The sequence below is a fragment of the Dyella marensis genome, from assembly GCF_900112865.1.
Lineage (GTDB): Bacteria > Pseudomonadota > Gammaproteobacteria > Xanthomonadales > Rhodanobacteraceae > Dyella_D > Dyella_D marensis_A.
On the sequence record NZ_FONH01000016.1, the window covers coordinates 1 to 26,517 of the forward strand.

At 68.7% G+C, this 26,517-nt stretch carries 18 protein-coding genes; 9 read left to right on the top strand and 9 right to left on the bottom strand.

Going from position 1 to position 26,517, the window contains the following annotated elements; translation table 11 throughout:
• Nucleotides 1-160: 160 nt before the first annotated feature.
• Nucleotides 161-634, bottom strand: coding sequence for an SET domain-containing protein (locus BM172_RS16945; RefSeq protein ID WP_026635681.1), 474 nt, complete (start codon nucleotides 632-634; stop codon nucleotides 161-163).
• A gap of 187 nt (nucleotides 635-821) precedes the next feature.
• Between BM172_RS16945 and BM172_RS16950 the strand changes: the two genes are divergently transcribed.
• The 3 genes from BM172_RS16950 to BM172_RS16960 all read left to right on the top strand — a co-directional run bounded on the left by BM172_RS16950 (nucleotide 822) and on the right by BM172_RS16960 (nucleotide 3,818).
• Nucleotides 822-1,319 carry a hypothetical protein gene (locus tag BM172_RS16950; protein WP_035323536.1) on the top strand — a complete coding sequence of 166 codons (498 nt, stop codon included), beginning with the start codon at nucleotides 822-824 and terminating at the stop codon, nucleotides 1,317-1,319.
• Between the two features lie 58 nt (nucleotides 1,320-1,377).
• On the top strand, nucleotides 1,378-3,153 hold the full coding sequence (locus tag BM172_RS16955; RefSeq protein WP_026635679.1) for an acyl-CoA dehydrogenase C-terminal domain-containing protein: 1,776 nt from the start codon (nucleotides 1,378-1,380) through the stop codon (nucleotides 3,151-3,153).
• Between the two features lie 191 nt (nucleotides 3,154-3,344).
• Nucleotides 3,345-3,818, top strand: a complete 474-nt coding sequence (locus tag BM172_RS16960) for a GNAT family N-acetyltransferase (RefSeq protein WP_026635678.1) — start codon at nucleotides 3,345-3,347, stop codon at nucleotides 3,816-3,818.
• Here BM172_RS16960 and BM172_RS16965 read toward each other — a convergent pair.
• From BM172_RS16965 to BM172_RS16975, 3 genes are read right to left on the bottom strand one after another with little or no spacing between them, the layout of a single operon-like run.
• Nucleotides 3,776-6,895 (bottom strand): efflux RND transporter permease subunit, encoded by a 3,120-nt coding sequence (locus BM172_RS16965; protein ID WP_051548786.1) that lies wholly within the window; start codon nucleotides 6,893-6,895, stop codon nucleotides 3,776-3,778. The two genes, BM172_RS16960 and BM172_RS16965, sit on opposite strands and share 43 nt — an antisense overlap.
• Nucleotides 6,896-6,898: 3 nt before the next feature.
• The gene (locus BM172_RS16970) at nucleotides 6,899-7,822 is read right to left on the bottom strand and encodes an efflux RND transporter periplasmic adaptor subunit (protein ID WP_026635677.1); all 924 of its coding nucleotides are present in this window, start codon (nucleotides 7,820-7,822) and stop codon (nucleotides 6,899-6,901) included.
• Nucleotides 7,819-9,258: a TolC family protein gene (locus BM172_RS16975; protein ID WP_177218832.1), complete on the bottom strand. Its 1,440-nt coding sequence runs from the start codon at nucleotides 9,256-9,258 to the stop codon at nucleotides 7,819-7,821. Before BM172_RS16975 ends, BM172_RS16970 begins: the two co-directional genes overlap by 4 nt.
• Before the next feature lie 301 nt (nucleotides 9,259-9,559).
• Between BM172_RS16975 and BM172_RS16980 the strand changes: the two genes are divergently transcribed.
• The 4 genes from BM172_RS16980 (at nucleotide 9,560) to BM172_RS16995 (ending at nucleotide 14,596) form a co-directional block, all read left to right on the top strand.
• Nucleotides 9,560-11,935: a TonB-dependent receptor plug domain-containing protein gene (locus BM172_RS16980; RefSeq protein ID WP_051548784.1), complete on the top strand. Its 2,376-nt coding sequence runs from the start codon at nucleotides 9,560-9,562 to the stop codon at nucleotides 11,933-11,935.
• Between the two features lie 131 nt (nucleotides 11,936-12,066).
• Entirely contained in the window at nucleotides 12,067-13,641 is a 1,575-nt protein-coding gene (locus tag BM172_RS16985) for a flavin monoamine oxidase family protein (RefSeq protein WP_026635674.1), read from the top strand.
• Entirely contained in the window at nucleotides 13,641-14,078 is a 438-nt protein-coding gene (locus BM172_RS16990) for a c-type cytochrome (protein ID WP_026635673.1), read from the top strand. Before BM172_RS16985 ends, BM172_RS16990 begins: the two co-directional genes overlap by 1 nt.
• A gap of 23 nt (nucleotides 14,079-14,101) precedes the next feature.
• Nucleotides 14,102-14,596, top strand: a complete 495-nt coding sequence (locus tag BM172_RS16995) for a RidA family protein (protein ID WP_035323484.1) — start codon at nucleotides 14,102-14,104, stop codon at nucleotides 14,594-14,596.
• Nucleotides 14,597-14,671: 75 nt separating this feature from the next.
• Here BM172_RS16995 and BM172_RS17000 read toward each other — a convergent pair whose 3' ends face one another.
• On the bottom strand, nucleotides 14,672-15,430 hold the full coding sequence (locus BM172_RS17000) for a SapC family protein (protein WP_026635671.1): 759 nt from the start codon (nucleotides 15,428-15,430) through the stop codon (nucleotides 14,672-14,674).
• 254 nt (nucleotides 15,431-15,684) lie between these two features.
• On the opposite strand from BM172_RS17000, the gene BM172_RS17005 reads away from it, so the two are divergent.
• Complete coding sequence (locus BM172_RS17005) at nucleotides 15,685-16,308, top strand: HNH endonuclease (RefSeq protein ID WP_026635670.1); 624 nt, start codon at nucleotides 15,685-15,687, stop codon at nucleotides 16,306-16,308.
• Nucleotides 16,309-16,349: 41 nt separating this feature from the next.
• Here BM172_RS17005 and BM172_RS17010 read toward each other — a convergent pair whose 3' ends face one another.
• Nucleotides 16,350-16,769: a low affinity iron permease family protein gene (locus BM172_RS17010; RefSeq protein WP_026635669.1), complete on the bottom strand. Its 420-nt coding sequence runs from the start codon at nucleotides 16,767-16,769 to the stop codon at nucleotides 16,350-16,352.
• 148 nt (nucleotides 16,770-16,917) lie between these two features.
• On the opposite strand from BM172_RS17010, the gene dxs reads away from it, so the two are divergent.
• The gene (gene dxs / locus BM172_RS17015) at nucleotides 16,918-18,801 is read left to right on the top strand and encodes a 1-deoxy-D-xylulose-5-phosphate synthase (protein ID WP_026635668.1); all 1,884 of its coding nucleotides are present in this window, start codon (nucleotides 16,918-16,920) and stop codon (nucleotides 18,799-18,801) included.
• 229 nt (nucleotides 18,802-19,030) lie between these two features.
• Here the strand turns inward: dxs and BM172_RS17020 are convergent, their stop codons facing one another.
• The 3 genes from BM172_RS17020 to BM172_RS17030 all read right to left on the bottom strand — a co-directional run bounded on the left by BM172_RS17020 (nucleotide 19,031) and on the right by BM172_RS17030 (nucleotide 26,410).
• Nucleotides 19,031-21,088 carry a glycosyl hydrolase family 18 protein gene (locus BM172_RS17020; RefSeq protein ID WP_035323483.1) on the bottom strand — a complete coding sequence of 686 codons (2,058 nt, stop codon included), beginning with the start codon at nucleotides 21,086-21,088 and terminating at the stop codon, nucleotides 19,031-19,033.
• Between the two features lie 329 nt (nucleotides 21,089-21,417).
• The gene (gene prmC / locus BM172_RS17025) at nucleotides 21,418-22,239 is read right to left on the bottom strand and encodes a peptide chain release factor N(5)-glutamine methyltransferase (protein WP_026635666.1); all 822 of its coding nucleotides are present in this window, start codon (nucleotides 22,237-22,239) and stop codon (nucleotides 21,418-21,420) included.
• Nucleotides 22,232-26,410: a hypothetical protein gene (locus BM172_RS17030; protein ID WP_035323481.1), complete on the bottom strand. Its 4,179-nt coding sequence runs from the start codon at nucleotides 26,408-26,410 to the stop codon at nucleotides 22,232-22,234. The genes prmC and BM172_RS17030 overlap by 8 nt, the downstream gene beginning before the upstream one ends.
• Nucleotides 26,411-26,517: the final 107 nt, after the last annotated feature.

The window sequence follows — 26,517 nt, forward strand, 5'->3', positions numbered from 1 at the left end:
CGAAACACTCGCCTGAAAGGCGAGACACATTCGCGGTAACGCGACCATCAAGCGCACCGCAACTGGATTCCTGCCTGCGCAGGAATGACGAGCAAAAAAAAGCCGCAGACCTGCGCCCGCGGCTTTCGATACTCGCTGCGCCCGCAAGCGAACCCTGACCTCAACGCCCCCGCTTCGGCTTCAGCATCGTGCCGATGCACTTCGGCGAGCCGCACAGGCACGCCCACACCTTCTTCAGGCGCGCGGTGTGCGGGACATCCAGGATGATGCCGTAGTCGTAAGTCAGCTCTTCGCCCGGCTTGATGTTGCGGATCGCCTCGATGAAGACCTGGTCCTTGCGGCGGTCGTCATCCTCGTCCTCCAGCACCACCGCCTGGCAGTTCGGGTCGCAGCTGTGGTTGATCCAGCGCGCGGTATTGCCCTTGCGGTTGGCGTCGATCAGGTATTCGTCGTTGAGCGTGAACAGGAAGGTATGGCCGGTCTCGCCGCCGTCGCCATACATCACGTCGGCTTGCTGGTGCGTCATCAGCGTGCCCTTGTACTCGACGATCTCCTCGCCCTTCTTGATCGGCGCGGTGGCGAACACGCCATTGCCGTGGATGGGGGAGCGGCGCGCGACGAAACGACGTGACATGCGAAGGACCTGGTTCGGGGAAAACGTCGATGATGCCCTGTTCCGCGTGACGGTGGAATCGCTGCGGCGCAATACACCGGCCGCGGCGCGGTTTTGCGCGATGGTGCCGGCCCGGCCATCCGGGCCCTGGCGCCCCTCCCCCCTCTCATGGTTAGAATCGCCATTCAAACGATCGTTTGGAGTGGCCATGTTGCCTCGGCTGTACCGCCTGATCCCCCGCCTGCTGGTGCTGGGCCTGTTGTCCTTGGGACTGGTCGCCTGCGGCCCGCCGCGCAAGAGCGTGTTCCCGCCCACGGTCAGCATCCAGGAAATGACGGTGCGCCCCGACGGCCAGTGGCAGCTGACCGTGCGCATCCAGAACAACAGCTACGGCGGCATGAATTTCCGCTCGCTCGACGGCGAACTGAAGGTGGCCGAGCTGGTGCCGGTACGCCTGCACGCGAAGTTCGACCTGGATATCCCCGCCTTCGCCGGCGACATCACCCGCGTCAACGTACTGCCCACGCCGGAGATGAGCCAGGCGCTCGCCGCGGCGGCGGCCAAGGGCAGCGGCGGCTCGGTGCCGTATGGCGTCGTCGGCCGCGCCAACGCCAAGCCGGAGCAGGAAGAACAACCGCGCGACTTCGAATTCCACGGCAACGACTGGCTGTCGCCGGTGCCGGGCATCGCCAACACCTGGCGCTGAGCACGCGCCACACCCTTATCGAACCATCCCGTATCGCCTTCCAGGCAGGAAACCGCACATGACCATCTACAAGGCCCCCCTCGACGATCTGCGCTTCGCCCTCTACGACGTGCTGCACGCGGAAGCCACCCTGACCCAGTTGCAGGGCGGCGAAGGCCACACCCGCGACCTGCTCGACGCCGTGCTGGAAGAAGCCGGCCGCCTGAGCGAGGCGCTGCTGGCGCCGTTCAATGCCAGCGGCGACGAGGAAGGCTGCAAGTACGACAAGGCCACCCAGACGGTGACCACGCCCAAGGGCTTCAAGGAAGCCTTCAAGGCCTTCGCCGAGGGCGGCTGGACCGGCCTGACCCAGGCCGAGCATTTCGGCGGCCAGGGCCTGCCCAACACGGTCGGCACCGCCACCACCGAAATCTTCCAGGCCGGCAACCTGTCCTGGAGCCTGTACCCGCTGCTGTCCGAAGGCGCCTGCCACGCGATGGAGCTGCACGGCACCAAGGAGCAGCAGGACACCTACCTCAAGCCCATCGTCGAAGGCCGCTGGACCGGCACCATGTGCCTGACCGAGCCGCAGGCCGGCTCCGACCTGGGCCTGCTGAAGACCCGCGCGGAACCCGGCGACAACGGCAGCTACAAGATCACCGGCACCAAGATCTTCATCAGCGCCGGCGAGCATGACCTGGCCGAGAACATCATCCACCTGGTGCTGGCCCGCCTGCCCGATGCGCCGGCCGGCAGCCGCGGCATCTCGATGTTCATCGTGCCGAAGTTCAAGTTGAACGCCGACGGCTCGCCCGGCACGCGCAACACCGTCGTGGCCAGCAATATCGAGCACAAGATGGGCCTGCGCGGTTCGGCCACCTGCGTGATGAATTTCGACGCCGCCGAGGGTTACCTGATCGGCCAGCCGCACAAGGGCCTGGCCGCGATGTTCACCATGATGAATGCCGCGCGCCTGGGCGTGGGCGTGCAGGGCCTGGCGCTGTCCGAGCGCGCGCTGCAGAACAGCTCCAACTATGCGCGCGAGCGCCTGCAGGGCCGCGCGCTGTCGGGCCCGCAGTTCCCCGACAAGCCGGCCGACAACCTGCTGGTGCAGCCGGACGTGCGCCGCATGCTGCTGACCCAGCGCGCCATCGTGGAAGGCTCGCGCACCCTGCTGCTGTACACCTCGCTGCAGACCGACGTGGAAGCGCGCGGCGTCGACGAGGTCACGCGCAAGAACGCCGGCGAACTGGTGGCGTTCCTGATTCCGATCGCCAAGGGCCTGGTCACCGAGCTGGCGCAGGAGTCGACCAAGGAAGCGCTGCAGGTCTATGGCGGCCACGGCTATATCGTGGAGAGCGGCGTGGAGCAGTTCGTGCGCGACGCCCGCATCATCACCCTGTACGAAGGCACCACCGGCATCCAGGCCGCCGACCTGCTGGGCCGCAAGATCCTCCAGCTGCAGGGCGCCGGCTTCAAGCTGTTCCTGCAGGAAATCCAGGCGTTCTGCCAGAAGCATGCCCAGGACGCCGCGATGGCCTCGCTGATCGCCCCGCTGGCCAGGAACGCCAAGGAATGGGCCGATCTGACCCTGGCCGTGGCCGCACGCGTGCAGGGCAACCCGGAAGAACTCGGCGCCGCCGCCAGCGATTACCTGTACTACTCCGGCTACGCCACGCTGGCCTACATGTGGGCCCGCAGCGTCGCCGCCGCGAACGCGAGCAGCCAGTCCGAGGCCTTCAAGCAGTCCAAGCGCGACACCGCCGCGTTCTACTTCGCCCGCATGCTGCCGCGCTGCCTGATGCACAAGGCGGCGATCGAGGCGGGCGTGGGGACGCTGCCGGCCGTCGCCTGATCGCCACCGGCGTAGGTTGGGGTGAGCGCAGCGAACCCCAACACTGCGAAGCGCTTGGCGCTGGCCACGTTGGGGTTCGCTGCGCTCACCCCAACCTACGCCGTTTTTCGGAGCGGCGGGTAGTGGGGACTTCCCTGCTCCCTCGCTCCGGGTGTAGAACCGGACTCCGGTTCCCAAGCACACCAAAGCGCATGAGCGACCCGACCTTCCTGATCCGTCTCGCCGAAGACGACGACGACTTCATCCTCGCCCTGGTCCCCCGCTTCGTCGACTTCCACCTGCCGGCCTGGCGCAAACGCCACGAATGCATCGACGGCATCCGCAAGGACCTCACCCGCCACCTGGAAGAACAACCCGCCAACAGCTTCCTGTTCGTCGCCGAAGACGACGACGGCACCCCGGTCGGCTTCGTTCATCTGCAGAAGACCCAGGACTACTTCACCGGCCGCGTGAACTGCCACATCTCCGACCTCGCCGTGGCGCACTCGCATGAAGGCAAGGGCGTCGGCCGCGCCCTGCTCGACCACGCCGAAACCTGGGCGCGCGAACACCGCTGCCACCTGATCACCCTGGCCGTGTTCCCCGGCAACGAACGCGCACGCAAGATCTACGAGGAAGCCGGCTACGGCGCCGACCTGCTGCGCCTGGCCAAGCCGGTGCACTGAGGCGCCGGCGGACGCAGGCGCAGATAGCGCCCGGCCAGCGCCGGCAGCACCAGCAGGTTCAGCACGGTGGAGCTGGCCAGGCCGCCCAGGATCACGATCGCCATCGGCCCCTCGACCTCGCGTCCCGGCTCGCCGTTGCCCAGCGCCAGCGGCAGCAGGCCGAGCGCGGTCACCAAAGCGGTCATCAGGATCGGCGTCAGCCGCTCGCGCGCGCCGCGCAGCACGGTGTAGCGATTCCAGTGCGCCCCTTCCTCGCGCACCAGGTGCTCGTAATGCGAGACCAGCATGATGCTGTTGCGCGCGGAGATACCGAACAGCGTGACGAAGCCCACCAGCGCACCGATCGACAGCACGGCCCCTGTCAGGGCGGCAGCGATCACGCCGCCCACCAGTGCGAATGGCACATTGGCCAGGATCAGCGCCACGCTGCGGCGCTCGGGAAACGCCGCCAGCAGCAGCGCGACGATGCCGACACCGGCCAGTCCGCCATGCAGCAGCAGATCGCGGCGCGCCCGGGTGGCGCCTTCGGCGGTGCCGCCGAATTCCAGGTAATAGCCCGGCGGCAGCGCCACCCTCCTGGCCAGGAGCGCGCGCGCACGGTCGACAAAGCCGACCACATCCGTCGTGGCGGGATACACCGCCAGCACCAGCCGGCGGCGACCGCCTTCGTGCAGCACGTTGGCGCGGCCTTCGAGCAGATCCGTCTCGGCCACCGCCGACAACGGCACGCTGCGACCGGCCGGATTGCGCAGCAGCAGCTCACCCACCGTCTCCGGGTCGCGCTGCGCCGACGGATCAAGCTGCAGGCGGATGGCGATGGGCTGCACGCCGTCGAACACTTCGCCCGCCACCACGCCCTGGTGCGCGGCGGCCACGGCGTCGAGCACGTCGGTCATGCGCAGGCCGTGCGCGGCCAGGCGTTCGGGCAGCGGCACGATACGCAGGGTCGGCACCGTCGGCGCGTCCGACAGGCGCACGCTGCCGTTCCCCGGCACGGCCGGCATCGCCTGCTTCACCTTGCCGGCCAAGCGGTCGAGCGTGTCCAGGTCGCTGCCGTAGAGGCTGATCGTCACCGGTGCCGTTTCGCCCGATAGCGATTCGCCGATGCGGTCCCCCAGGAAAGTCACCACTTCGCCGCCGAAGCCCGGGTAGCCGTCGACCACCAGCTTCAGCGCGCGCTCGATGCGGATCTGGTCGGCGGCGCCCAGCCCCGGCTTCAGCTCGACATGGAACTCGCTCTGGTTCGGCGGCCAGGTGTCCTGCACCATCGCGGCGCGGCCGACCTGCTGCGACACCGTCGCGACGCCGGGGACGGCCAGCACGTCCCTGCCCATGCGCTCGCCGATGCGCGTCATTTCCTCCAGCGAGGTGCCGCTCGGGCCTTGCAGCTGAATCACGAAATGGCCTTCGCGAAACTCCGGCAACAACGACGCGCCGAATAACGGCAGCACCGCGATCGCCGCCGCGCCCAGCAGCAGGGCGCCGATCAACCAGGCCCGCCCGTGCGGCATGGCGCGCTCGAGCAGCCGGTGCTGCGCCAGCTTCGCGCGCTTGAGCCAGCGCGGCTCGCGGTGGCGCCGGTCGGCGCGCAACAGCAGCAGGCACAAGGCCGGCGTCACGCTGAGCGCCACCAGCAACGAGGCGAACGTCGCCAGCAGGAAGGCGCCGGCCAGCGGCGCGAAGAAACTGCCCTGCAAACCCGGCAGCAGCAGGATGGGCAGGAATACCAGGCCCACCACCACGGTGGCCAGCACCACCGGGCGGCGCACTTCGAGCGAGGCGTCGAGGATGACTTCCGCGCGCGCCGCCGCGGCGCCGGCCCGGCGCAGGCGGCGCATCACGTTCTCCACGTCGATGATGGCGTCGTCGACCACCACGCCCAGCGCCACGGCCAGGCCGCCCAGGGTCATGGTGTTGATGGTCCAGCCGAACCAGGGGAAGGCCATCACCGCCACTGCGAGCGACAGCGGAATGCTCAGGAACGAGATCAGCGCGGTGCGCCAGTCGCGCAGGAACAGCACCAGCACCGCCAGCACCAGCACCGCGCCGAACAGCAGCGCGCCGCGCATGTCGGCCAGCGCGACTTCGACGAAGGTGGCCGGGCGGTGCAGCGAGGACACCAGGCTCACGCCCTGCTCCGCGAGCATCGGCTTGAGCTCGTCCAGCGCGGCTTCCACCGCATGCGTCACTTCCAGCGTGTTCGCGCCGTACTGGCTGTTGAGCGCGACCAGCACGCCGGGCCGCGCCATGATGCGCGAGTCGCCGAAGGCGGGCGCCGCGTGCTCGGCGACATCCGCGACATCGGCCAGGGTGACGTTGCGCCCCGCGTGCTGCGTGATCACGGCCTGGCCGAGCTGGGCCGGCGCGGTCAGCGTGCCATCGGCCTCCAGCACCACGCGCTGCGCGGGCGTGTCGACATAGCCGGCGCCGCGCACGCCACTGGCCGCGGCCGCGGCAGCGCGCACGTCTTCAAGCGTGAGACCGAAGGCGGCGAGGCGGTCCGGATGCACGCGCACCTGCCATTCGCGCACGCCGCCGCCGAACACGGTGGCATCGGCCACGCCGGGCACGGCGAGCAGGCGGGGCTTTATCGTCCAGTCGGCGAGCGAGCGCAGCGCCAGCGGATCGAGCTTGTCGCTGAGCAGGCCGAACTTCAGCAGGTCCATGGTCGAGGACACCATCGGGCTGAGCGACGGCGCCTGCACGCCCTGCGGCAGTTGCGCGGCGGCCTCGGTGACACGTTCGGCCAGCAGCTGACGGTCGCGGAACGGATCGCTGCCTTGCTTGAACACCACGGTGATGACCGCCAGGCCCTGGATCGATTGCGAGCGCACGGTATCGACGTCGGTGCCGCCGTTGACCGCGTTCTCGATCGGCTGGGTGACGCGCTGTTCCACCTGCAAGGCGGTGAAGCCCGGCGCCTCGACCTGGATGGTGAGTTCGGCCGGCACGAAATCCGGGAATACGTCGTAGCGCGCGCTGCGCAGATGGGCGACGCCCACCGCCAGCAGCAACGCGGCGAGCAGCGCGATCCACCACGGATGGCGCAGCGCGCCGCGGACGATGAAGGTCAGCATGATTCAGTCGTCGTCGCCCGGCTTGCCGGGTTCGGCCGGCGCCGCATCGAGCGCGATCAGCGCGCCCGCGCCGCGGGTTACCACTTTCTCGCCCGCCGTGAAGGGTGCGCCGACGATCCAGCCGGCGGCGGTCATCGCCAGCGCGGTCACCGCGCGGCGTTCGAAATGCGTCGCGTCGGTGGCGACATAGGCCCAGGCCACGCCGTTCCAGCGCACCACCGCGCCACGCGGCAGCAGCACGCCGGACGCGCCCGCGCCGCTGCCCTGGAGTCGCGCGGTGAGCAGCATGCCCGGTGTCAGTCCGGCGCCCGGCGCTTCCAGCAGCCAGCCGCCGGCCAGGCCCGCGCTGCTGCGCGGCAAGGGGCCGAGCACGCGCGCAACGGTGTCGCCCGGATGCAAGAGCGCGCCGGCCGGCTGAAACCCGGCCGCGGGCGCGGCGAGCGGTTCGGCCTTGAGCCAGGCCATGCGTCCGTCCAGCAGCGCTTCGGTGCGCGCGTGCAGCGTGCCTGCATCCATGCCGGCGATGGCGGAGCCCCAATCCATGCGCAGTTGGGTGCGCGCCTGCTGCAGCTTCGACTGGTCCACCGCGGCCTGCGCGCGCGCCGCTTCCACCGCCTTGCGCGACATGTTGCCGTCCGCCGCGTACAGCGCCTGCACGCGTTGCGCTTCGGCACGCGACGCATCCGCCGTCGCCTGCAATGCCGCGATGTCGTCGGCGGCCTTGGCCAGCGTGGAGGGATCGAGCACTTCGGCGGTGGCGGACAGTTCGAGCGGCGCCTGCGCCGCGTGCAGTTCCGCCAGCGCGAGGCCTAACCGCGCCTGCGTGGCGGCATCCACTTCGGTCGCCGCGGCGGTGACGCTGGCGACAATCAGCCATGCGGCGCACAGCATGCGCGCCGCGCGAGGTAACGAGAGGCGGACGATCATGGCTTGTCTCCTGCGCGGCCAGCGGCTTGCAGCAGCCCGGCCTCGTTGCCTTCCAGCGGCGTGCGCACCGCGTCTTCCAGCGCGCCCAGCGCCTGCTGTGCCTGGTCGACGGCGGTGAGCCGCGCCTGGGTGGCGGTGATGGCGGCCAGCTGCGCATTGAGCACGGCGACGCGATCGTCCTCGCCGTGCGCGTAGCCGGTTTCGACTTGCTGCCGCAGGCGCTCTGCGGCGTCATGTCCGTGCGTCGCGGCGTTCAATGCATCGCGCGCCGCGGTCAGCCTGGCCGCGGCACTGGCGATCTCGCTGTCGATGCCGGCCTGCACGGCTTCGACGTGGCGGCCGGCCGCTTCGCGGCGCGCTTCGGCCTCGGCGATCGGACCCTGGTTCTGGTCCAGCAGCGGCAGCGTGGCGCCGAGATTGAACTGCAATTTGCGCGCGCCGTGGTCGTAGGTGTAGCCCGGCCCGATGCTGATCTGCGGGTATTGCATGCGCACCTGCTGGCGCAGTTCGGTTTCGCGGCTGGCGTAGTCGACGAGGGCGCGCTCCAGGTCGGGGCGCGACAGGCGTGCGCGCGAAGCGAGTGCGTCGAGTTGCGTGGCCGGCCATTCGGGCGGCGCTTCGAGGTCGTCCCAGGCGAGCGCGACGCCTTCCAGCGCCTGCACCGGCACGCCCACGGCGCGCGCCAGCCGCGCGCGCGCGTCGGCCACGCGCTGTGCGGCCGCCGCCGCGGCATCGCGTGCCTGGGCCAGTACCAGCGCCACCTGCAGCACATCCGCCGGCATCGCTTCGCCGAGCGCGCGGCGCTGTTCCTGCGCGGCCTGCAATGCCATCGCCTTGTTTACCGCCTCATCGGCCAGCGCGCGCTGCCGTTCGCCCAGCAACACATCGGCCAGTGCCGCGCGCAGCGTGCGGCGCACATCCCACACTTTCCCGGCGTAATCCAGGCGCGCGCCGCGCACGCCGGCATCGGCCAGGTCCGCGCGCAGGCGGCGGCGCACCGCGGTATCGATCAGCCAGTTGGTGGTCACGCCCCACAGCCAGGGACTGCTGCCGGCCTGGTCCTGCGCGTAGCGCTCCAGCGCCAGATTGACGGAAGGTTTGGGCCAGGCCTTCGCGGTGCGCACCGCGGCATCGGCCTCGGCCAGGTGCGCGCGCGCCTCGGCCAGGTCGGGATTGAGCACCAGCGCGGCCAGCAGCAGCTCGCCGCTGCCGTAGCGCGCGGGCGGCCAGTCCAGCTGCGCTTCGCGCAGCACAGGTGCGAGGCGCTCGGCCAGCATCGGATCGTCCAGGCGGCGAGCCTGCCATTGCGCGGCGGTGACGGCGGGATCGATCGGCCGCGCCTGGTAGTGCGCGCAGCCGGCGAGCACGAGCACCACGGCGACGCCGGTGGCGCGGAAACCGCCGGACCGGCGTCGGAGCAGGGAAACGTAGCGCATCCACCGCATCATCCGAGCCGCGCCTTAGACCGCGCTTAGGCCCGTCGGCGGCGCAAGATTTTGCCGCAATGCAGAAACGGACCGGGCCGGTGATTACAGCGCAATGACGCCAGAATGACCAGATATTGACGCGCCGCAACAATCGCGCTTAGCCTCGAATCGTCGCAGCCCTGGGGAGGATTTGCTGCGACGCAGGATCCAGGCAAGGAGCCCGCCACTGACCGCCTGACCGGGGAAACCACCAATGACCAAACGACTTAAGCGGCGCCTGCCGGCGGCCGCGCTACTGCCCCTTTGCTGTATGCATGCCCTCGCCGCCTCGACGGCCTGGGCCGACGAAACACCCGCCGCCGACGCGGCATCGCCCGAAAAAGCCAAACAGCTGCAGCAAGTCGTCGTCACCGGAACGCGCAGCACCGACCGCACCGCTTCCGAATCCCTCGCACCGATCGACGTACTGACCCCCGCGGACCTCACCGCCACCGGCAGTACCGACCTGGCCAGCGCCCTGAGCACCCTGCTCCCCTCGCTGGACTTCCCCCGCCCCGCCATCAACGACGGCAACGACGCGATCCGGCCGGCAAGCCTGCGCGGCATGTCGCCGGACCAGGTGCTCGTACTGGTCGACGGCAAGCGGTATCACACCACCAGCCTGGTCAACTACAACTCGGCGATCGGGCGCGGCTCGGCGCCGGTGGACCTGAACTCGATTCCCATCGCCGCCATCGATCACATCGAAGTGCTGCGCGACGGCGCGGCGGCACAGTACGGCTCCGACGCCATCGCCGGCGTGATCAATGTGGTGCTCAAGCGCGGCAGCGTCGAGGGCGGCAACAGCGTCACCGCCAGCGGCGGCATCATGGATAAGGGCGACGGCGCGCAGAACGGCGTGCAGGGCAGCATGGGCATTCCGCTGGGTGGGCCCAACGGCAGCGCGCCGGGCTGGATGCGCGTGGCATGGAATTACCAGAACGCCATGAACACCAACCGCGCGGAGAATCGCGACAAGTCCACCACGCTGGCGGGCGCGTCCAACCCGAGCGGCATTCCGTACGAACGCTACGGCGATCCGGCAGTGAAGACCTATCAGCTGCTGCTGAACTTCGGCTACGACATCACGCCGGGCATCGAACTGTACGGCTATCTCAACGGCAGCAAGCGCGACGTGACCTCCAACGGCTACTACCGCGCCTACAACTCCGCCCGCAACGTACCGGCGCTCTACCCGAATGGCTTCCTGCCGCAGATCGTCAACCACAGCAACGACATCGCCGCGGTACTGGGCCTGCGCGGCACCACCGCCGGCGGCTGGCACTGGGACTTCTCCGCCGATCACGGCGAGAACAACCTGGCCTTCGACATCGCCAACAGCGTCAATACCAACCTGTACTACACGCACGGCTATTCGCCGACGTATTTCAATGCCGGCACCTTCCGCAACAAGCAGAGCGTGGCGAACCTGGACCTGAGCAAGGACGTCCACGTCGGCTTCCTGCCCAACCCGGTCACGCTGGCGTTCGGCGCGGAGTACCGCAAGGAGACCTATGTGATCGACGCGGGCGATCCGGACTCCTATTTCTTCGATCCCACCACGCTCATTCCAGGCACGACCACACCCTATGCGGGCGGCTCGCAGGTATTCCCGGGCCTGACACCCCAGGTCGCCGGCACGTTCGGCCGGCACAGCCAGGCGGCCTACGTGGATCTGGAAACGGACCTGACCAGCAAGCTGTCCGCCGGCCTGGCCGGGCGCTACGAGCACTACAGCGATGCGGGTTCGACACGCTCGGGCAAGCTCTCGGCGCGCTACCAGTTCACCGATACGTTCGCGTTGCGCGGCACGGCCTCCAACGGCTTCCGCGCACCGTCGCTGGCGCAGCAGAACTACGAATCGGTGGTGACGCTGATCCAGAACGGCACGCTCGCGCAGATCGGCACCTACCGCACCTCCGACCCGGTGGCGATCGCACTCGGCGCCAAGGCGCTGAAACCCGAGAAGTCGACCAACTACGGCCTCGGCGCGGTGTGGCAGCCGTGGAACGATTTCAGCGCGACGCTGGACCTGTACCAGATCCGCGTGGCCGACGCGATCCTGTATTCGGACCAGATCGCGGTGAGCATCCCGAACAGCCAGGTCACCGGGGCGCAGTTCTTCGTCAATGGCGCCACCACGCGCACGCGTGGCGCGGACCTGATCGCCAACTACCGGATGGACCTGGACGGCTGGGGCCGGCTCAACCTCACCGCCAGCGGCAACTACAACAAGACCAAGGTGCTCGAGGTATCCACGCCGGCCTTCGGCCGCGCCAGCGAAGGTTTGCTCACCGCGTCGACGCCGCGCACCAAGTACGTGTTCAGCGGCGACTGGCAGCTGCAGGGCTTCGGGCTGCATGCCAACCTGACCCGTTACGGTTCGGTGATCCGCCGCGGCGACGCCGACGACGGCAGCCAGGACCAGAAGTTCGCCGCGCGCTGGCTGCTGGACCTTTCCGCCAGCTACGCATGGCAGGCGTGGACCTTCACCGCCGGCGTCGACAACCTCACCAACCAGTATCCGACCAAGGCCTCGCTGGCCAACGTGTACGAGGACCGCGCCGACGGCCTGCAGTATTCGTCGCTGTCGCCGTTCGGCTTCAACGGCCGCTACTGGTACGGCAAGGTTGCGTATCGCTTCTGACGGCATCCCCTCCGCGCCCAGGCGGCGCGGAGGGGCGAGATGAACCGCGCACTCGCGGCATGTCCCATCCACGTCAGAGGTGATCCATGCAAGACGATCTTCACAGCGTTGCCGGCGAGCGTCCGCGCTCGATGAGGCGGCGCGATCTGCTGCGCATGATCGGTGCCGCCGCCGGCGGCGCGGCGATGTACCAGGCGATGAGCAGTCTCGGCCTCGCGGCCGAATCCCCGTTCCGCGGCCAACCGCGGCTGGAGGGCGCCCCGCGCGGCGCGTCCGTGCTGGTGCTGGGTGCCGGCATCGCCGGCATGGTGGCGGCCTACGAGCTGCGCCAGGCCGGTTACCGGGTGCAGGTGCTCGAGTACAACCGGCGGCCCGGCGGCCGCAACTGGTCGCTGCGCGGCGGCGACCGCTTCACCGAACTGGGCGGCTTTACCCAGCACTGCCAGTTTGAGGACGGGCTGTATATCAATCCGGGGCCATGGCGCCTGCCCTATCACCACCACGGCATCCTGTCCTACTGCAAGAAACTCGGCGTGGCGCTGGAGCCGTTCGTCCAGGTCAATCACAACGCCTACCTGCACAGCGACGGCGCCTTCGGCGGCCAGCCGCAGCGCTATCGGGCCATCAACGCCGACTACCGCGGCCACGTGGCCGAATTGCTGGCCAAGAGCACGCGGCAGGGACAGCTGGACCAAGCCGTGACGAAAGAAGACCAGGAGCTGCTGCTGGAATCGCTGCGCGAATGGGGTGCGCTGGACAAGCAGTTCGCCTACGCGCGCGGCGAAGCCAGCAGCAACCGGCGCGGCTACGACCGCGATGCCGGCGGCGGGCTCGGCGCGAAGCCGCTGCCCTCGACTCCGCTGCAGCTGAAGGATGTGCTGGGCTCCCGCCTGTGGAGCCACCTGGTGGCCGGCGAGATCTACGAGTTCCAGACCACCCTGTTCCAACCGGTCGGCGGCATGGGCCGCATCGGCGAGGCTTTCGGCCGCGAGCTGAAGGGATTGATCCGCTATGGCGCCAAGGTCACCGCCATCCAGCAGGACGAACGCGGCGTCAGCGTGGCCTACGAGGATGCCGACACACCCGGCGCCACGCATACGGCGAGCGCGGACTGGTGCGTGTGCACCATCCCACTGTCGATCCTGGGTCAGTTGCCGCTCAATGTCGGCGCTGCCATGGCCGAGGCGATCGCCGCGGTGCCCTATGCCGCTTCGGTGAAAGTGGGCCTGCAATTCAAGCGGCGCTTCTGGGAGGAGGACGAGCACATCTACGGCGGCATCACCTATACGGACCTGCCGATCGCCAACATCAGCTACCCGAGCACCGGCTTCCATGGCGGCGGCAAGGGCGTGCTGCTGGGCGCCTATATGTGGGGAGCCGATGCCTATCGATTCACCGCGATGTCGCCCGAGGAGCGGGTACGCAAGGCGGTCGAATACGGCAGCCGGATCCATCCGCAGTACCGCGACGAGTTCGAGCATGGCATCGCCGTGGGTTGGCACCGTTCGCCCTTCACTCTGGGCTGCTTCGGCGTGTGGTCCGACGCGGCGCGCGAGCGCCACTACGACAACCTGTGCCAGGTGGACGGCCGCATCGTGCTGGCCGGCGAGCATGCCTCGTACCTGCCGGCGTGGCAGGAGGGTGCGGTGACGTCCGCGCTCGATGCCATCGAACGCATCCATCGGCGCGCGACAGGAGGCGTGTGATGCAGCGAAAATCGATACTGATACTGGCCGGCGTCGCGCTGCTGCTCGCCGCAGGCGCCGCGCGGGCACAGTCGTCCGACAACGCCGGCCACGCTGGCGGCGGGCTCACGGCGGCCGACGGCGAAGCGGTGTTCCGCGGCATCTGCCAGGGCTGCCACATGCCCGATGCCAAGGGTGCGCAAGGCGCCGGCAACTATCCTGCGCTGACCGGCAATCCGCGGCTGGCGTCGCCGCAGTACATGGCGGCCGTGATCCTGCATGGCCGGCGCGACATGCCCTCGTTCAAGCCCGCGCCGGAAGGCGAGGAACGCTTCCTGCGCGGCACCGGCCTCAGCGATGCGCAGATCGCCGGCGTGATCAACTACATCCGCACCCACTTCGGCAACCGGTACACCGATAGCATCAGCGTCGATGAAGTCGCCGCGATGCGGCAATGATCCCTTCCCCACAGGAGTTCGCCATGCGATTGCCCTCCCGCCTTGCCCTGGCTTTTCTCGCGCTTGCCGCGGCGTCCGCACAGGCGCAGGAAGTAAAGCGCTACAAGATTCCGGACAGCGACTTCCCGATTTCCGCCGCCGTCGAAGTGCCGGCCGGCAAGGCCACCGTATACGTGAGCGGCAACGTGCCGCCGGTGGTCGACCCGAAGGCGCCCAAGGATTCGGTGGCCGCGTATGGCGACACCAGGACGCAGACCGTGGGCGTGCTCGCCGCCATCGAAAAGCAGCTCAAGGGCATGGGCCTGGGGCTGGGCGACGTGGTGAAGATGCAGGTGTTCCTGGTGGGCGACGAGGCCCATGGCGGACACATGGACTTCGCCGGCTTCATGGCCGGCTATCGCCAGTACTTCGGCACGCCGCAGCAGCCGAAACTGCCGGCGCGCTCGGCGTTCCAGATCGCGGCACTGGGCAATCCGGGATACCGGGTGGAGATCGAGGTGATCGCGGTCAGGCCGTAGGCCGCGCGCTGAAAAAGCGCGCAAAAAAAACGGCACCCGTGAGGGTGCCGTTTTTTCGCTCGCGCCGAAGCACGCTCAGTTCTTGGTGGCCTTGCCTTCGACCTGCTCGCGCGAGTCGAGGCGCTGGGCCACGCGGTCGATGTTGGCCAGCGACAGCAGGTGCGCATAGATCCAGCCGAACACGCCCTCGGTCAGGAACTCGTGCGAGGTCTTCGCGTCGAGCTTGCGCAGCTTCTCCTCGTTGACCACGTACAGGCCATTGAGGTTGATCGCCTTGCCGTCCTTCTCCAGACGGATGTTGCGCGGCTCGAGCAGGTCGTGCTTGCGCAGCTGCTCCATGAACCACTGCGTGCGACCCACGTGCTGCTGGAACTCGCCGAGAAAGTTCACGGCGTTCTTCAGCATCTCGCTGTCGGTGCCGTCGTCCTGGAACAGGCGCTCGCCCTCGTCGCTGCCGAAGCCTTCATAGGCCTCGTCCAGGAACACGGTGAAGTCGTCGCCTTCCTCGCCCGCCGGCTTTTCGGCCAGCACGAACGGATAGCGGCGCACGAAGGCCGGCACGTAGGTGTTGGCTGCCCACTGGCCGTCGGCGTCGATGAACAGGTTTTCGTTCTGGCGCAGGCCCAGCAGGGCCATCGGGCCGGCTTCTTCCATGCTGCTGCCGGCGAACAGGATCGGCAGGTCGCGCGCGGCGGCGGGGAATTCCACGCCGGTCAGCGGCACCGAGTGCACGCCCGCCGCGAAACGCAGGCTGGGGATGCCCTTCAGGCGCAGATCCTTGTGTTGGGTACGGTTGAGCGGCACCGGGCGCTCGTAGAAAAGAACTTCAGCCACGTCGTTTACCTCTGCCCCGCCGTGCCGGGGTCGCCACCCAGGCTTCCCCTCCCAAACCCGGCGTCGGGTCTACAGATGAACAGCCACTATATCGCAGGCCCGTGGCGAAGCGTAAATCCCGGCCGGCCCGGGACAGTTTTCAGCAGCGACAAGTATTTGCACGCAATTTGCAACTAAACATGGTTTATGCTCGGGCGAACCAGCACCGTTGCATGGTCTGGACGCTCCCAAGGGTCACCTGAAGGACGGAACACATGCCGATGGAAGTTCCCATGCGGCTGATCGACGGGCCGGGAAAGGTCGCCGATCTGCATTCGACCCGCATCCTCTCGCTGGATGCCGCGGGCCGCATTCTCGACTGGATCAGTTGGCAGGACGCCGTCTGCCTGTACGTCCGCGACGCCGTCGCCTGGACCCTGGGCGACCCCTGCCTGACCGTCTACGGCGGCCACAATCGCGACCTGGGCCGGCGCAGTTCCCTGCAGCTGCATCCGATCGTGGCCAGCAGCGGCCACTGCCGCGAGCATGCGATCGAGCCGGCGCCGACCCTGACCAATACCGCCCTGTTCGCCCGCGACCGCTATATCTGCCTGTACTGCGGCGATCACTTCAGCCGCGGCGAGCTGACCCGCGACCACGTGCTGCCGATCTCCAAGAAAGGCAAGGACGAATGGGAGAACGTGGTCAGCGCCTGCCTGGCCTGCAACCTCAGGAAGAGCAACCGCACCCCGCAGCAGGCCAACATGCCGCTGCTGGCCGTACCGTACCGGCCCAGCTGGGTGGAACACCTGATCCTGTCCAACCGCAACATCCTGGCCGACCAGATGGAATTCCTGGTCAGCCACCTGCCGCGCGACCGCCGCCACCTGATGGCCTGAGGACCTGAGGGGTCGGAGCCGGCTGGCGGCGTCCCCTCTTTCTATTCGCGCGGCTCCTTGCGCGCCTCCTCCACGATTTCCTCGAACTGGCTCAGGTCGTCCCTGGCGCCCTCGGCCAGCCGGGTGTAATGGCGGCGGATGCGCTCCAGCTGCTGGTCGTCCAGATTCTCCAGGTTCAGCAGCGCGTTATGCGCCTTGCTGCTGCAGATGAGCTCGTCCAGCTTGATCTGCAGGGCGGCGGTATCGCGGTTCTGCGTGCTCTGGATCAGGAACACCATCAGGAAGGTGATGATGGTGGTGCCGGTATTGATGACCAGCTGCCAGGTGTCGTTGAAATGGAAGATCGGGCCGGTGATGGCCCATCCCACGATCAGCAGCACGGCCAGCAGGAAGGCTCCCGGCCGGCCGGCATAGTGCGCGGTGGCCTCGGCGAAACGCCGGAATGCGGTCGGTCGCGACATGACGGGCTCCCTCGGTTCAGGATGCCCCACACTGGCCGCCGCCACGTGGGTACGGCGTGAGATCGGCCCGGCGCCAAGCCGTACAGACAGCGTTCCTTCACGGTCCTGCCCTTGCTCCGCCCCCCCGCTGGTTCAACAATACGCAGCTATGAATATTCCTACCCGCTTCGCCCACCTGGCGACGATCGAGACGCCGGCCGACCTGCGCCGCGTCCTCGACGAGGAGCTGCCGGCCGTCGCCGACGAGCTGCGCCAGTACCTGATCGAGTCCGTGGCCAGCTCCGGCGGGCATTTCGGGGCGGGGCTGGGCGTGGTCGAGCTGACTGTCGCGCTGCACCATGTGTTCGACACGCCGCGCGACCGCCTGGTGTGGGACGTGGGCCACCAGTGCTATCCGCACAAGATTCTCACCGGCCGGCGCGACCGCATCACCACAATCAAGAAGAAGGACGGCCTGGCGCCGTTCCCGCGGCGCGAGGAAAGCGAGTACGACACCTTCGGCGTCGGCCATTCGTCCACTTCGATCTCGGCCGCGCTGGGCATGGCGATCGCCGCGCAGCGCAAGGGCGACCACCGCAAGGTGGTGGCGGTGATCGGTGACGGCGCGATGACCGCCGGCATGGCCTTCGAGGCGCTCAATCACGGCGGCGACGTCGAGCCCAACATGCTGGTCGTGTTCAACGACAACGGCATGTCGATCAGCGAGAACGTCGGCGCGCTGACCAAGATGATGGCGCGCGCCATGGCCAGCCACACGCTCAACGCCTGGCGCGAGCGGGCCAAGCGCGCGATCCCCAAGCAGTCGTTCTTCGGCCGCTTCTTCAAGCGCTGGGAAGAGCACGCCAAGGGCATGTTCGTGCCCAGCACGCTGTTCGAGGAACTGGGTTTCCACTACACCGGCCCGATCGACGGCCACGACATCCCGCAGCTGCTGCATGCGCTGCGCATGGTCAAGGACCTGCCCGGCCCTCAGCTGCTGCACGTGGTCACCACCAAGGGCAAGGGCTACGCCCCGGCCGAGCAGGCGCAGATCGAGTACCACGCGGTCGGCCCGTTCGATCCGCAGGCCGGCCTGGCGAAGAAAGCCGCTCCGGCCAGGCAGACTTACACCGACGTGTTCAGCGACTGGCTGTGCGACCAGGCCGCCGCCGACGAACGCCTGCTCGGCATCACCCCGGCGATGCGCGAAGGCTCGGGCCTGGTGCGCTTCTCCAAGGAATACCCGCAGCGCTATTTCGACGTGGCGATCGCCGAGCAGCACGCGGTGACGCTGGCCGCGGGCATGGCCTGCGAGGGCGCCAAGCCGGTGGTGGCGATCTACTCCACCTTCCTGCAGCGCGCCTACGACCAGGCCATCCACGACGTGGCGCTGCAGAACCTGGACGTGACCTTCGCCATCGACCGCGCCGGTGTGGTCGGTCCGGATGGCGCCACGCATGCGGGCAGCTTCGATCTGTCGTTCCTGCGCTGCCTGCCGAACATGGTGATCATGGCGCCGGCCGACGAGAACGAGTGCCGCATGATGCTCAGCACCGGCTTCGCCTACGACGGTCCCGCGGCGATCCGCTACCCGCGCGGCACCGGCCCCGGCGTGGCGATGCACAAGGAACTGGACACGCTGCCGCTGGGCAAGGCCGAACTGCGCCGCCGCGGCCGCCGCCTGGCCCTGCTCAGCTTCGGCGCGATGCTGGCGCCGGCGGTGGAGATCGCCGCGGAACTCGACGCCACACTGGTCAACATGCGCTTCGTCAAGCCGCTGGACGAGGCGATGATCCTGGAGCTGGCCAAGACCCACGAAGCCTTCGTCACGCTGGAAGACAACGCCGTCGCCGGTGGTGCCGGGTCGGCCGTGGCCGAATGCCTGGCCGCACATGGCGTGACCTTGCCGATCCTGCACCTGGGCTTGCCCGACGTGTATCTCGAGCATGGCAGCCGCGAGGAAGTGCTGACCATGGCTGGGCTGGACCTGCCGGGGATACGCAACGCGATCCGCGCGCGATTTCCGCAGTTTGCCGCTGCCGCCTCGGCCTGATTCCTAGAAACCTCTCTCTGCCGTCATTCCGGCGCAGGCCGGAATCCAGTAGCGATATCGCTTGATTGATGCGTCGAGGCACACGTGCCGTTTTAATGAAGCGAAGCGCCGTGCCGATGTCGCCAAACCCAATGTAATCGCCACTGGATTCCGGCCTGCGCCGGAATGACGGGCAAAAAAAAAGCCACCCCGATCGCCGGGGTGGCTTTTTCGTTTTCACGCGAACCGCTTACTTCAATCCATTTGAAATAGCCTTGATCAACGTGCCATTCGCATCGTCCCCGCTGAATTCCCACGAGAACGCACCGCCCAGCGACTGCGCCTTCACGTAGTTCATCTTGCGCTGGATGTTGGCCGGATCGTCGAAGCTCCAGAACGTGCTGCCGTTGAAGATCCAGTGCGCGCCGGCGGCCGTGTCGTCGTAGGACGGATAGCCCAGGTTCTTGAGCACCTTGTAGTCCTCGATGCCCGCCTCGTACGTACCCGGCGCGGCCGTGGTGCTGGGCTGGAACAGGCCGTTATTGCCGTTGGGCACATTGCTCCAGCCGCGGCCGTAGAAGCCGATGCCGAGATTGATCTTGGCGGCCGGCATGCCCGCGGCGATCAGCGCCTGGATGGCGTCGTTGGTGTTGTACTTGGCCGCGTCGCCGGTGGAGGGGTCGCCCGCCGGCTTGTACAGCGCGGAGTGGAAGTTGGTCGGGCTCTCCCATGCACCGTGGAAGTCGTACGTCATCAGGTTGACGAAGTCGATCGACGAGGCGTACTGGCTCGGCTGGGTGACGCGGATCTTGTCCACGCCGGCGCCGCCGGCGATGGTCAGCAGCAGGCCCGGGCGCACCGCGTCGAGCTGGCGGCGGAACTCGGCCAGCAGCGCGGTGAAGTTGGCGGTGTCTTCGCTGCCGCCGCAACTCAGGCCGCACGCGGCCGGATACTCCCAGTCGATATCGATGCCGTCGAACACGCCTGCGGCAGCGCCCGTGCCGCCCGCGCTGTCCGTCACCGGCAGGTTGCCCTTGATGTAGGCGTCGATGCACGAAGCCACGAAAGCCTGCCGATTGGCCGGCTGCGCCGCGCTGGCGAAACCGCGCGACCAGGTCCAGCCGCCCAGCGAGATCAGCACCTTCAGGTTGGGATACTTCGCCTTCAGCTCCTTCAGCTGGTTCCAGTTGCCGCGCAGCGGCTGGTTCCAGGTATCGGCCACGCCGCTGACGCTGCTGCCGGCGTCGTACGACTTGGTGTAGTCCGCATACGCGTCGCCGCCCACGCCGGTGTTCGGATCGGACGGCTGCGTCACGCCCACTTCGCACTTGTTGTTGCGCACGTTGCCGAACGCATAGTTGATATGCGTAAGCACAGCGGCCGAGCCGCTGGTGTCGATGTTCTTCACCTGGTAGTTGCGGCCGTAGATGCCCCACTGGGTGAAGTAGCCGATCACGCGCTTGCCGCCGCCACCGCCGCCCGCGCTGGTCTTGGCATTGATGGCCGAGCCCTGTGCGGATGCGTTGCCGGCGTTGTCGCGGGCCCGCACGGTGTAGCTGTAGGTGGTGCTCGCGGCGAGACCGGTGTCGGTATAGCTGGTGGCGGAGGTGGAACCAACCAGCGTGCCGTTGCGGTACACGTCGTAGCCGGCCACGCCGCTGCCGCCGCTGTTGTCGGTGGACGCGTTCCACGTCAGCGACACGGTGCTGGCCGTCTGCGACGGCGACGCCAGGCCCTGCGGAACGCTGGGCGGTGTGGTATCGCCGCCGCCGACGGGATTGACGGTGATGCTGACGGTGGACGAGGTGGTGGACAGTCCGCCGTTGTCGGTCGCCACTGCTTTCAGCGTGTAGCTGCCGGCGGGCACGTTGCTCCAGGTGACCGAATACGGTGTCGCGGTCTTCGCGCCCAGCGAGGTGGAGCCGTTGAAGAACTCGACCTTGGCGACCGTGCCGTCGCTGTCGCTCGCGTTCGCACTGAGCGTGATGTTGGCACCGGCGGTGAACGTCGCACCGTTGGCCGGCGAAGTGAGACCGACCGTCGGCGGCTGGTTGCTGCCCGAGCCGCACTGGCCCAGGTCCTGGTACCAACCGCAGCTCGGACAGTAGTTCGGCGGCGTGTTCCAGATCTGCGTGGACGCCTGGTACAGATGGTTGTTGTAGACCATCTTGTCGCCCGCGTTGTAGATGGTGGTGGCGTTCCAGGCCGCCACGCCCGCGCAGCTCGCGCTTTGCGCGCCGACCGCTCCGCTCCACAGCGCCGCCGGCAGTACGACCAGCAGCAAGAGAACCCTCAACAGCTTGCGCATGACACGACTCCGTGATCGAAAGGATTCGAACGCCGGACGTGACGACGCTGGAACGCCGGATGCGCTGGCGCAGGCACGCGACGCGCCTGCCCGAAAAACGGATGCCCGGACCTACCGGATGCCCGCCTCCCTCCCGACGATGTGGCGCCCTCCCCGGCTCCCCATCAGCACTGGCGCCCAGGCGCCAGCCGGGCCAATGGACTCCTGGCTGACAACGTTGTCAATCCTGACCTGCGCAAGACTGCGCGCCAGGGCACGTTTTTGCGACGCATGCGCAAGCCGGCGCGCCGCGGGCGTGGCGGACAGGTGAAAACGGAGTAAGGCCGGCGCTAGCGCCGGCCGCCGGAGACGCGGTCGCGTCCTTCCAGGTCGGTGGCGGTGAACACCTCCGCATAGCCCGCCTGGTCCAGCAGGGCGCGCACCGCCGCCCCCTGGTCCCAGCCGTGCTCCAGCAGCAGCCAGCCGCCGGCTTCGAGATGGGCCGGCGCCGCCGCGACGATCTCGCGGATGGCATCGAGCCCGTCGGCGCCCGAGGCCAGCGCCGTGGCCGGCTCGAAGCGCAGGTCGCCCTGCCCGAGATGCGGATCGGCGGCTTCGATATACGGCGGATTGGACACGATCAGTTCAAAGCGCTCGCCGGACAACGGTGTCATCCAAGTCCCATGCAGAAAGCGCACGCGCTCCAGGCCGAGCCGCCGCGCATTGCCGCGGGCGACCGCGAGCGCATCCGCGCTCAGATCCACCGCGGTCACCGCGGCGCGCGGACGTTCCTTGGCGATAGCGAGCGCGATCGCGCCGCTGCCGGTGCCCAGGTCCACCACGCGAGCGGGCCGGTCCGGCGGCAGGCGTTCCAGCGCAAGTTCCACCACTAGCTCGGTCTCCGGCCGCGGGATCAGCGTGGCCGGAGTCACCTCCAGTTCGAGCGACCAGAAGCCGCGGCGGCCGGTGATGTAAGCCACCGGCTCGCCCGCCTCGCGCCGCGCGACCATCGCCTCGAAGGCCGCGCGGATCTGGTCGTCCAATACATCGGTGTCGTGCGCGACCAGCCAGCTGCGCGGCTTGTCCAGCACATGCAGCAGCAGCGCCTCGGCATCGATCCGTTCGCCGAGGCGCCGCGTCGCCGCGGCCAGCGCGCCGCGCACATCAACCATCGTGACGCTCCACCGGCGGCTGCGGCGGCAGCTCCGGCGGCATGGCGTGCGGCGCTTCCGCGCGCGGCTCGCCCTTGCGCCAATAGCCTTCGCGCGTCCACGCCTCGAAGCCCCAGCGCAGCCAGCCGATCAAGGCATTGGCCAGCCACAGCGCCCACAGCAGCATGGCGATCTTGTAGGCCCACAGCGACACGCTGAACACGCCGCCGCGCGGCAGCGCATCGACGGTCTGGTCAGCGAACCAGCGCAATTGCCACGCCGTGGAACCGTTGCCGGCCACGTGCATGTCCGGCAGGCCGAGCAAGCCCTTCGGCACCGCCGAGATCAGCACGACCAGCGCGATCAGGGTGAAGAACGCCAGCGCGACCTGCAGCAGGTTGAAACCCACCACACCCAGCCGCTCCGGCGGTGTGCGGCGCGCCCGCAGTCCCAGCGCGATCAGCCACACCACCACCAGGGCGTAAGCGCTCCAGGCGAAGGCCGAGAAGCCCAGGCCCAGCAGCAGCCAGTGATGGAAGCGCAGCGGCGTGGGCGCATAGCGCGCCAGCAGCCAGGCGACCAGCAGCAGCACGACCAGCTGCGACCAGTACAGCACCGCGGGCCCTGCAGTCGGGCCCCAGGTCCACAGCACCCAGCGGTCTTGCGGCAGGTTCACGCCCAGGTACAGGTTCGCCGCCGGCGCGCCCAGCGCCAATGACGCACTGCGTGTCGCGGCCGCAATGCCATGCGGTTCGCGCAGGCGCAATTCGAAGCGATGCGCGCCGGGCAGCAGCGGCAGGCTCAGCTTGCCGTCGCGCACGGCCAGACTCAGCGGCACGCCATCGCGCTGTGCTTCCAGCAATTCCGCACCGGCCGGCAGCGCGATCGCATGCTCGCCTCCCCGCGTGCTGCGTGCGAGCAACTGCACGGTGGTTTCGGTGGCGCGATCGCCGACGGCGCTTTCTACCTGCACCGAGTCGAAGGCGAGGCTGTCTCCGGCGACCGCCTTGGGCTGGGTCACCGCCAGCCGCAGGACTTCGCCCGGCAGCGGCCTGAAAGACAGCGCGCCGTCGTTCTGGCTGACGGGCACGCCTTCGCCGTCGACATGCCACATCGGCGCGGCCTGCACTTCCCAGTACTCCGCGCGCTCGCCGAGCGCGGGCGCCTTCAGTTCCAGCTCGTCGGCGCGATCGAGCCGGCTGGTCCAGCTGACCTCTTCCTGGTTGCCGTTGAAGGTCACGCCGATGCGGCCGTCGTGCACACGCGCATCGTCGCCCAGCGGGTGTTCGCCCGGCAGCAGCGGCAAATCGAGGCTGAAACCACCGTCGTGCGGCGCCACGCGAGTCACTGTGGTTTCCACGGTCCAGTCCACGCCCAGCACCAGCACACGCTGCACGGTGACGTAGGGTGGGAAGGTCTGGCTGTTGGCAGTGACCTCCTTGCCATCCGCGCCCGCATGCACGCGATGCAGCGAAAGGCTGTCGCCCAGGGCGCGGCCCTCATCCACACCATCGATCGCCCAGCCCTGCCCGGCGAAGCCCACCCGCTGCGGGTGCAGTGCGAAGCGCAGGCTCACCGTATCGGCCGCCACCGCGCGATAGCGCAACGACAGGCGATGCACGCCGCGCTCGAGCCGCACCAGGGTCTGCGCCCCGCGCTGCGCCAGGGCCGCATCGGCGTGGCCGTCGACACCGACACTCTGCAGCTGCAATGACGCATCCGCCTGCGGCAGCGGCACCGCCACCGGCGCACCGACGTGCAATTCAAGATCGACGTCGATCTGGTCGGCGTTGGCCTGGATCTGCGCGGACGCAACCGCCGCGCAGTTCGGCACGCACTTCGGCGCCTCGGTCAGACGCTGGCGCAGTTGCTGCAGCAGCGCGTCATTCGGCAGCGTGTCCTGCGCGTGCGTCACCTGCGGCACCAGCGCGATCAGCAACAGCGCCGCGCTCGCGCGGGCGAACGGCCAGCGCGGCGTGCCGCCATCGCCAGGACGGAACACGCGCAGGACGATGCGTGCGAGCAAGCCCGCCAGCAGCACCAGCATCCCCAGGCGCAGCAGCCGCACCAGCCATGCCGGCGCAATCACCAGGCGCGTAGTCTGCTCCGCCGTGACGGGGCCTGACCAGCCGAGGCGATAGTTGTTGCCGAGATTCCAGCCAGGTTCGCCATGGCCGGCCTGGATGATGTTGCGGGTGTCGGCTTGCTGCGAGAAGCGATTGCCCGACGACATCCCGGGCGCACTGAGTACCGTGACGCCCTCCAGCTTCTGCGCCTTGGCGTCATTGGCATAGCCGGCGCTATACGAATTCAGCGATGGCGCCGCTGCTGGCGCAGGCGGCGGAGGAGGAGCGGGCACTGCTTCCGCGACCGGCTCGCTGGACGCTTCGTCGATGCCGGCGGGAGGCGCGGCCTGGCGCGCCATGGTCGCTTTATCCATCCGGTCCATCGCCTCCTGCGCTGGCGTCGGCTTCGGGGCTATCGATGCCACCGTCCTCGCACCACCCTCTTCGAGCTGCGGATGCAACACGTAATCCATCTGCGTCGCCGCGAACGGCAGCGACCACAGCGCCGCCAAGGCCAGCACCGCACCTGCGCCGATGCGCGAACCCAGCCGCAGCTTGCCTTCCGGCAGCGCGCGCGCCAGCAAGGCCAGCGCCAGCGCAACACCTAGCGTCCAGCGCGGCGCGCCGGCTTCGTGCTGCGACAAGGCCAGGAAACCGATCGCCAGCAACGCCCACGGCCACCCCATCAGGCGGCCCGCCAGCAGCGCGATCAAAGCCACCACGAACAGATCGAGCAGACTCCACTGCGCGATCCACGAATCCGGCGAACGATCCGCCCCGGACGCACCGAGCAGGCGGTAGCCGTACGGCAGATGCAAGGTCGCCTCGATGTTCTCCAGCGGCAACTGCCAACCGCCGCTGGGCAGCGAGCCGCCATGCGGCAGGCGCAAGCCCGCGCTCAGGTCCAATTGCGATTCGCGCAGCTCCACGCCACTGCGTCCATCCTTGCCACTGGTGACCAGCAGCGGCGTCTCGCCCTGCGCGGCGCGCTGCAATTGCCAGGGCGCGCCGACGTCCAGGCGCTGGCTCTTGCGCAGCGTGCCGCTCAGGTGATCGCTGACGTTGAGCCCGCGGCCGTCGAAATCCAGCCAGATCTGCCGCTGCACCTGCACCTGGTCGCCCTGCCCGCCTTCGCTGCCGCGCGTGCCCTGCTCGACGGCGAGGCCCTGGTTATCGTCCAGCGCAAACGCCGGCAGCTCGCGCCAGTCATCCGGCACGCCGGCCTGCGCGGCGTCGGTGGGCTGGCCTTCCACGCGCGTGCTGCGCAGGTCGGTGGCGTCCTGGTAGCTCCAGATTTCCTGGCGCGGCCAGGGCTCGGCCGGCAGCTTCAGCGCCACCTGCTTGAGCACATCGGTGCCGCGCGAGGTGAGGTCCAGCGTCCACTGGCCCGGGCGCAACTGGATGCGCAACCGGCCATCGCTTTCCAGGCGCGCCGGCAGGTCGCTGCTCAGCGCCGTGGCGACGAAACCTTGCGGCAGCGCCGGACCGAGCAATTGCTCGCGCGCGCTGCCGGTGACGTTGATCTGCAGATGCGTTTCCAGCGTCGCCGGCAGGCCATCCTCCAGCCGGCGATAGACGCGCAGGGACAAGGCGTCCGCCGCGCGCTGCGCTTCGGCCGCCTCGCCCAGCGTCAATCGATCGCCATTGCGCTCGACACGCGTGACCGCGGCGCCATCCACATTCAAGGCGACCAGGCCGATCGAAGGCGGCACGCGCAGCCGCGCGGGCCGTGACGACCAGGGCAGCGTGCCGTGCAGGCTGTAATCACCCGGCTCCAGCCACACCGACGGCTCGCCGCCGCGCTCGAGCACCGCCAGCGCTTTCGCGCCGGCCGTCACCTGCTGCGGCCAGTTGCGTGCGTCACCCGGCAGCGCCACCCAGCTGGGCGCATCCACATGCACATCGAGAGAGAAGCGCCCGCCGTCCTTGCCGGCGTCGATGCCGAGCCGCCCCGGCCAGGCGCATTGCACGTTGCCCGGTCCCTGGTTGGCGAGGAACGGACAGGCATGCTGGGGCACGTCGTGCAGCACCCACGCCTGCCAATCGCGCAGCGGTGGCGGCACATCCTGCGCCAGCAACGGCGCCGCGAGCGCCCACAGACCCAACAGCCATCCCCATCGACGCATACCTGTCTCCCTTGGGCCGTCAGTGGCCGCGACGCAGTGTGGTGGAACGGCGCCATCGGTGACAACGCCGTGAAGGGTCCAACGTGGCGGCTCGCGGGGCGGGGTTG

Coding starts and splice junctions, on each gene's coding strand:
- BM172_RS17010 (WP_026635669.1), bottom strand. CDS start 16,769: ATGTCGCGACCGACCGCATTCCGGCGTTTCGCCGAGGCCACCGCGCAC.
- BM172_RS16985 (WP_026635674.1), top strand. CDS start 12,067: ATGAGGCGGCGCGATCTGCTGCGCATGATCGGTGCCGCCGCCGGCGGC.
- BM172_RS17030 (WP_035323481.1), bottom strand. CDS start 26,410: ATGCGTCGATGGGGATGGCTGTTGGGTCTGTGGGCGCTCGCGGCGCCG.
- BM172_RS16950 (WP_035323536.1), top strand. CDS start 822: ATGTTGCCTCGGCTGTACCGCCTGATCCCCCGCCTGCTGGTGCTGGGC.
- BM172_RS16990 (WP_026635673.1), top strand. CDS start 13,641: ATGCAGCGAAAATCGATACTGATACTGGCCGGCGTCGCGCTGCTGCTC.
- prmC (WP_026635666.1), bottom strand. CDS start 22,239: ATGGTTGATGTGCGCGGCGCGCTGGCCGCGGCGACGCGGCGCCTCGGC.
- BM172_RS16975 (WP_177218832.1), bottom strand. CDS start 9,258: ATGCGCTACGTTTCCCTGCTCCGACGCCGGTCCGGCGGTTTCCGCGCC.
- BM172_RS16955 (WP_026635679.1), top strand. CDS start 1,378: ATGACCATCTACAAGGCCCCCCTCGACGATCTGCGCTTCGCCCTCTAC.
- dxs (WP_026635668.1), top strand. CDS start 16,918: ATGAATATTCCTACCCGCTTCGCCCACCTGGCGACGATCGAGACGCCG.
- BM172_RS16980 (WP_051548784.1), top strand. CDS start 9,560: ATGCATGCCCTCGCCGCCTCGACGGCCTGGGCCGACGAAACACCCGCC.
- BM172_RS16995 (WP_035323484.1), top strand. CDS start 14,102: ATGCGATTGCCCTCCCGCCTTGCCCTGGCTTTTCTCGCGCTTGCCGCG.
- BM172_RS17020 (WP_035323483.1), bottom strand. CDS start 21,088: ATGCGCAAGCTGTTGAGGGTTCTCTTGCTGCTGGTCGTACTGCCGGCG.
- BM172_RS17005 (WP_026635670.1), top strand. CDS start 15,685: ATGCCGATGGAAGTTCCCATGCGGCTGATCGACGGGCCGGGAAAGGTC.
- BM172_RS16945 (WP_026635681.1), bottom strand. CDS start 634: ATGTCACGTCGTTTCGTCGCGCGCCGCTCCCCCATCCACGGCAATGGC.
- BM172_RS16960 (WP_026635678.1), top strand. CDS start 3,345: ATGAGCGACCCGACCTTCCTGATCCGTCTCGCCGAAGACGACGACGAC.
- BM172_RS16970 (WP_026635677.1), bottom strand. CDS start 7,822: ATGATCGTCCGCCTCTCGTTACCTCGCGCGGCGCGCATGCTGTGCGCC.
- BM172_RS16965 (WP_051548786.1), bottom strand. CDS start 6,895: ATGCTGACCTTCATCGTCCGCGGCGCGCTGCGCCATCCGTGGTGGATC.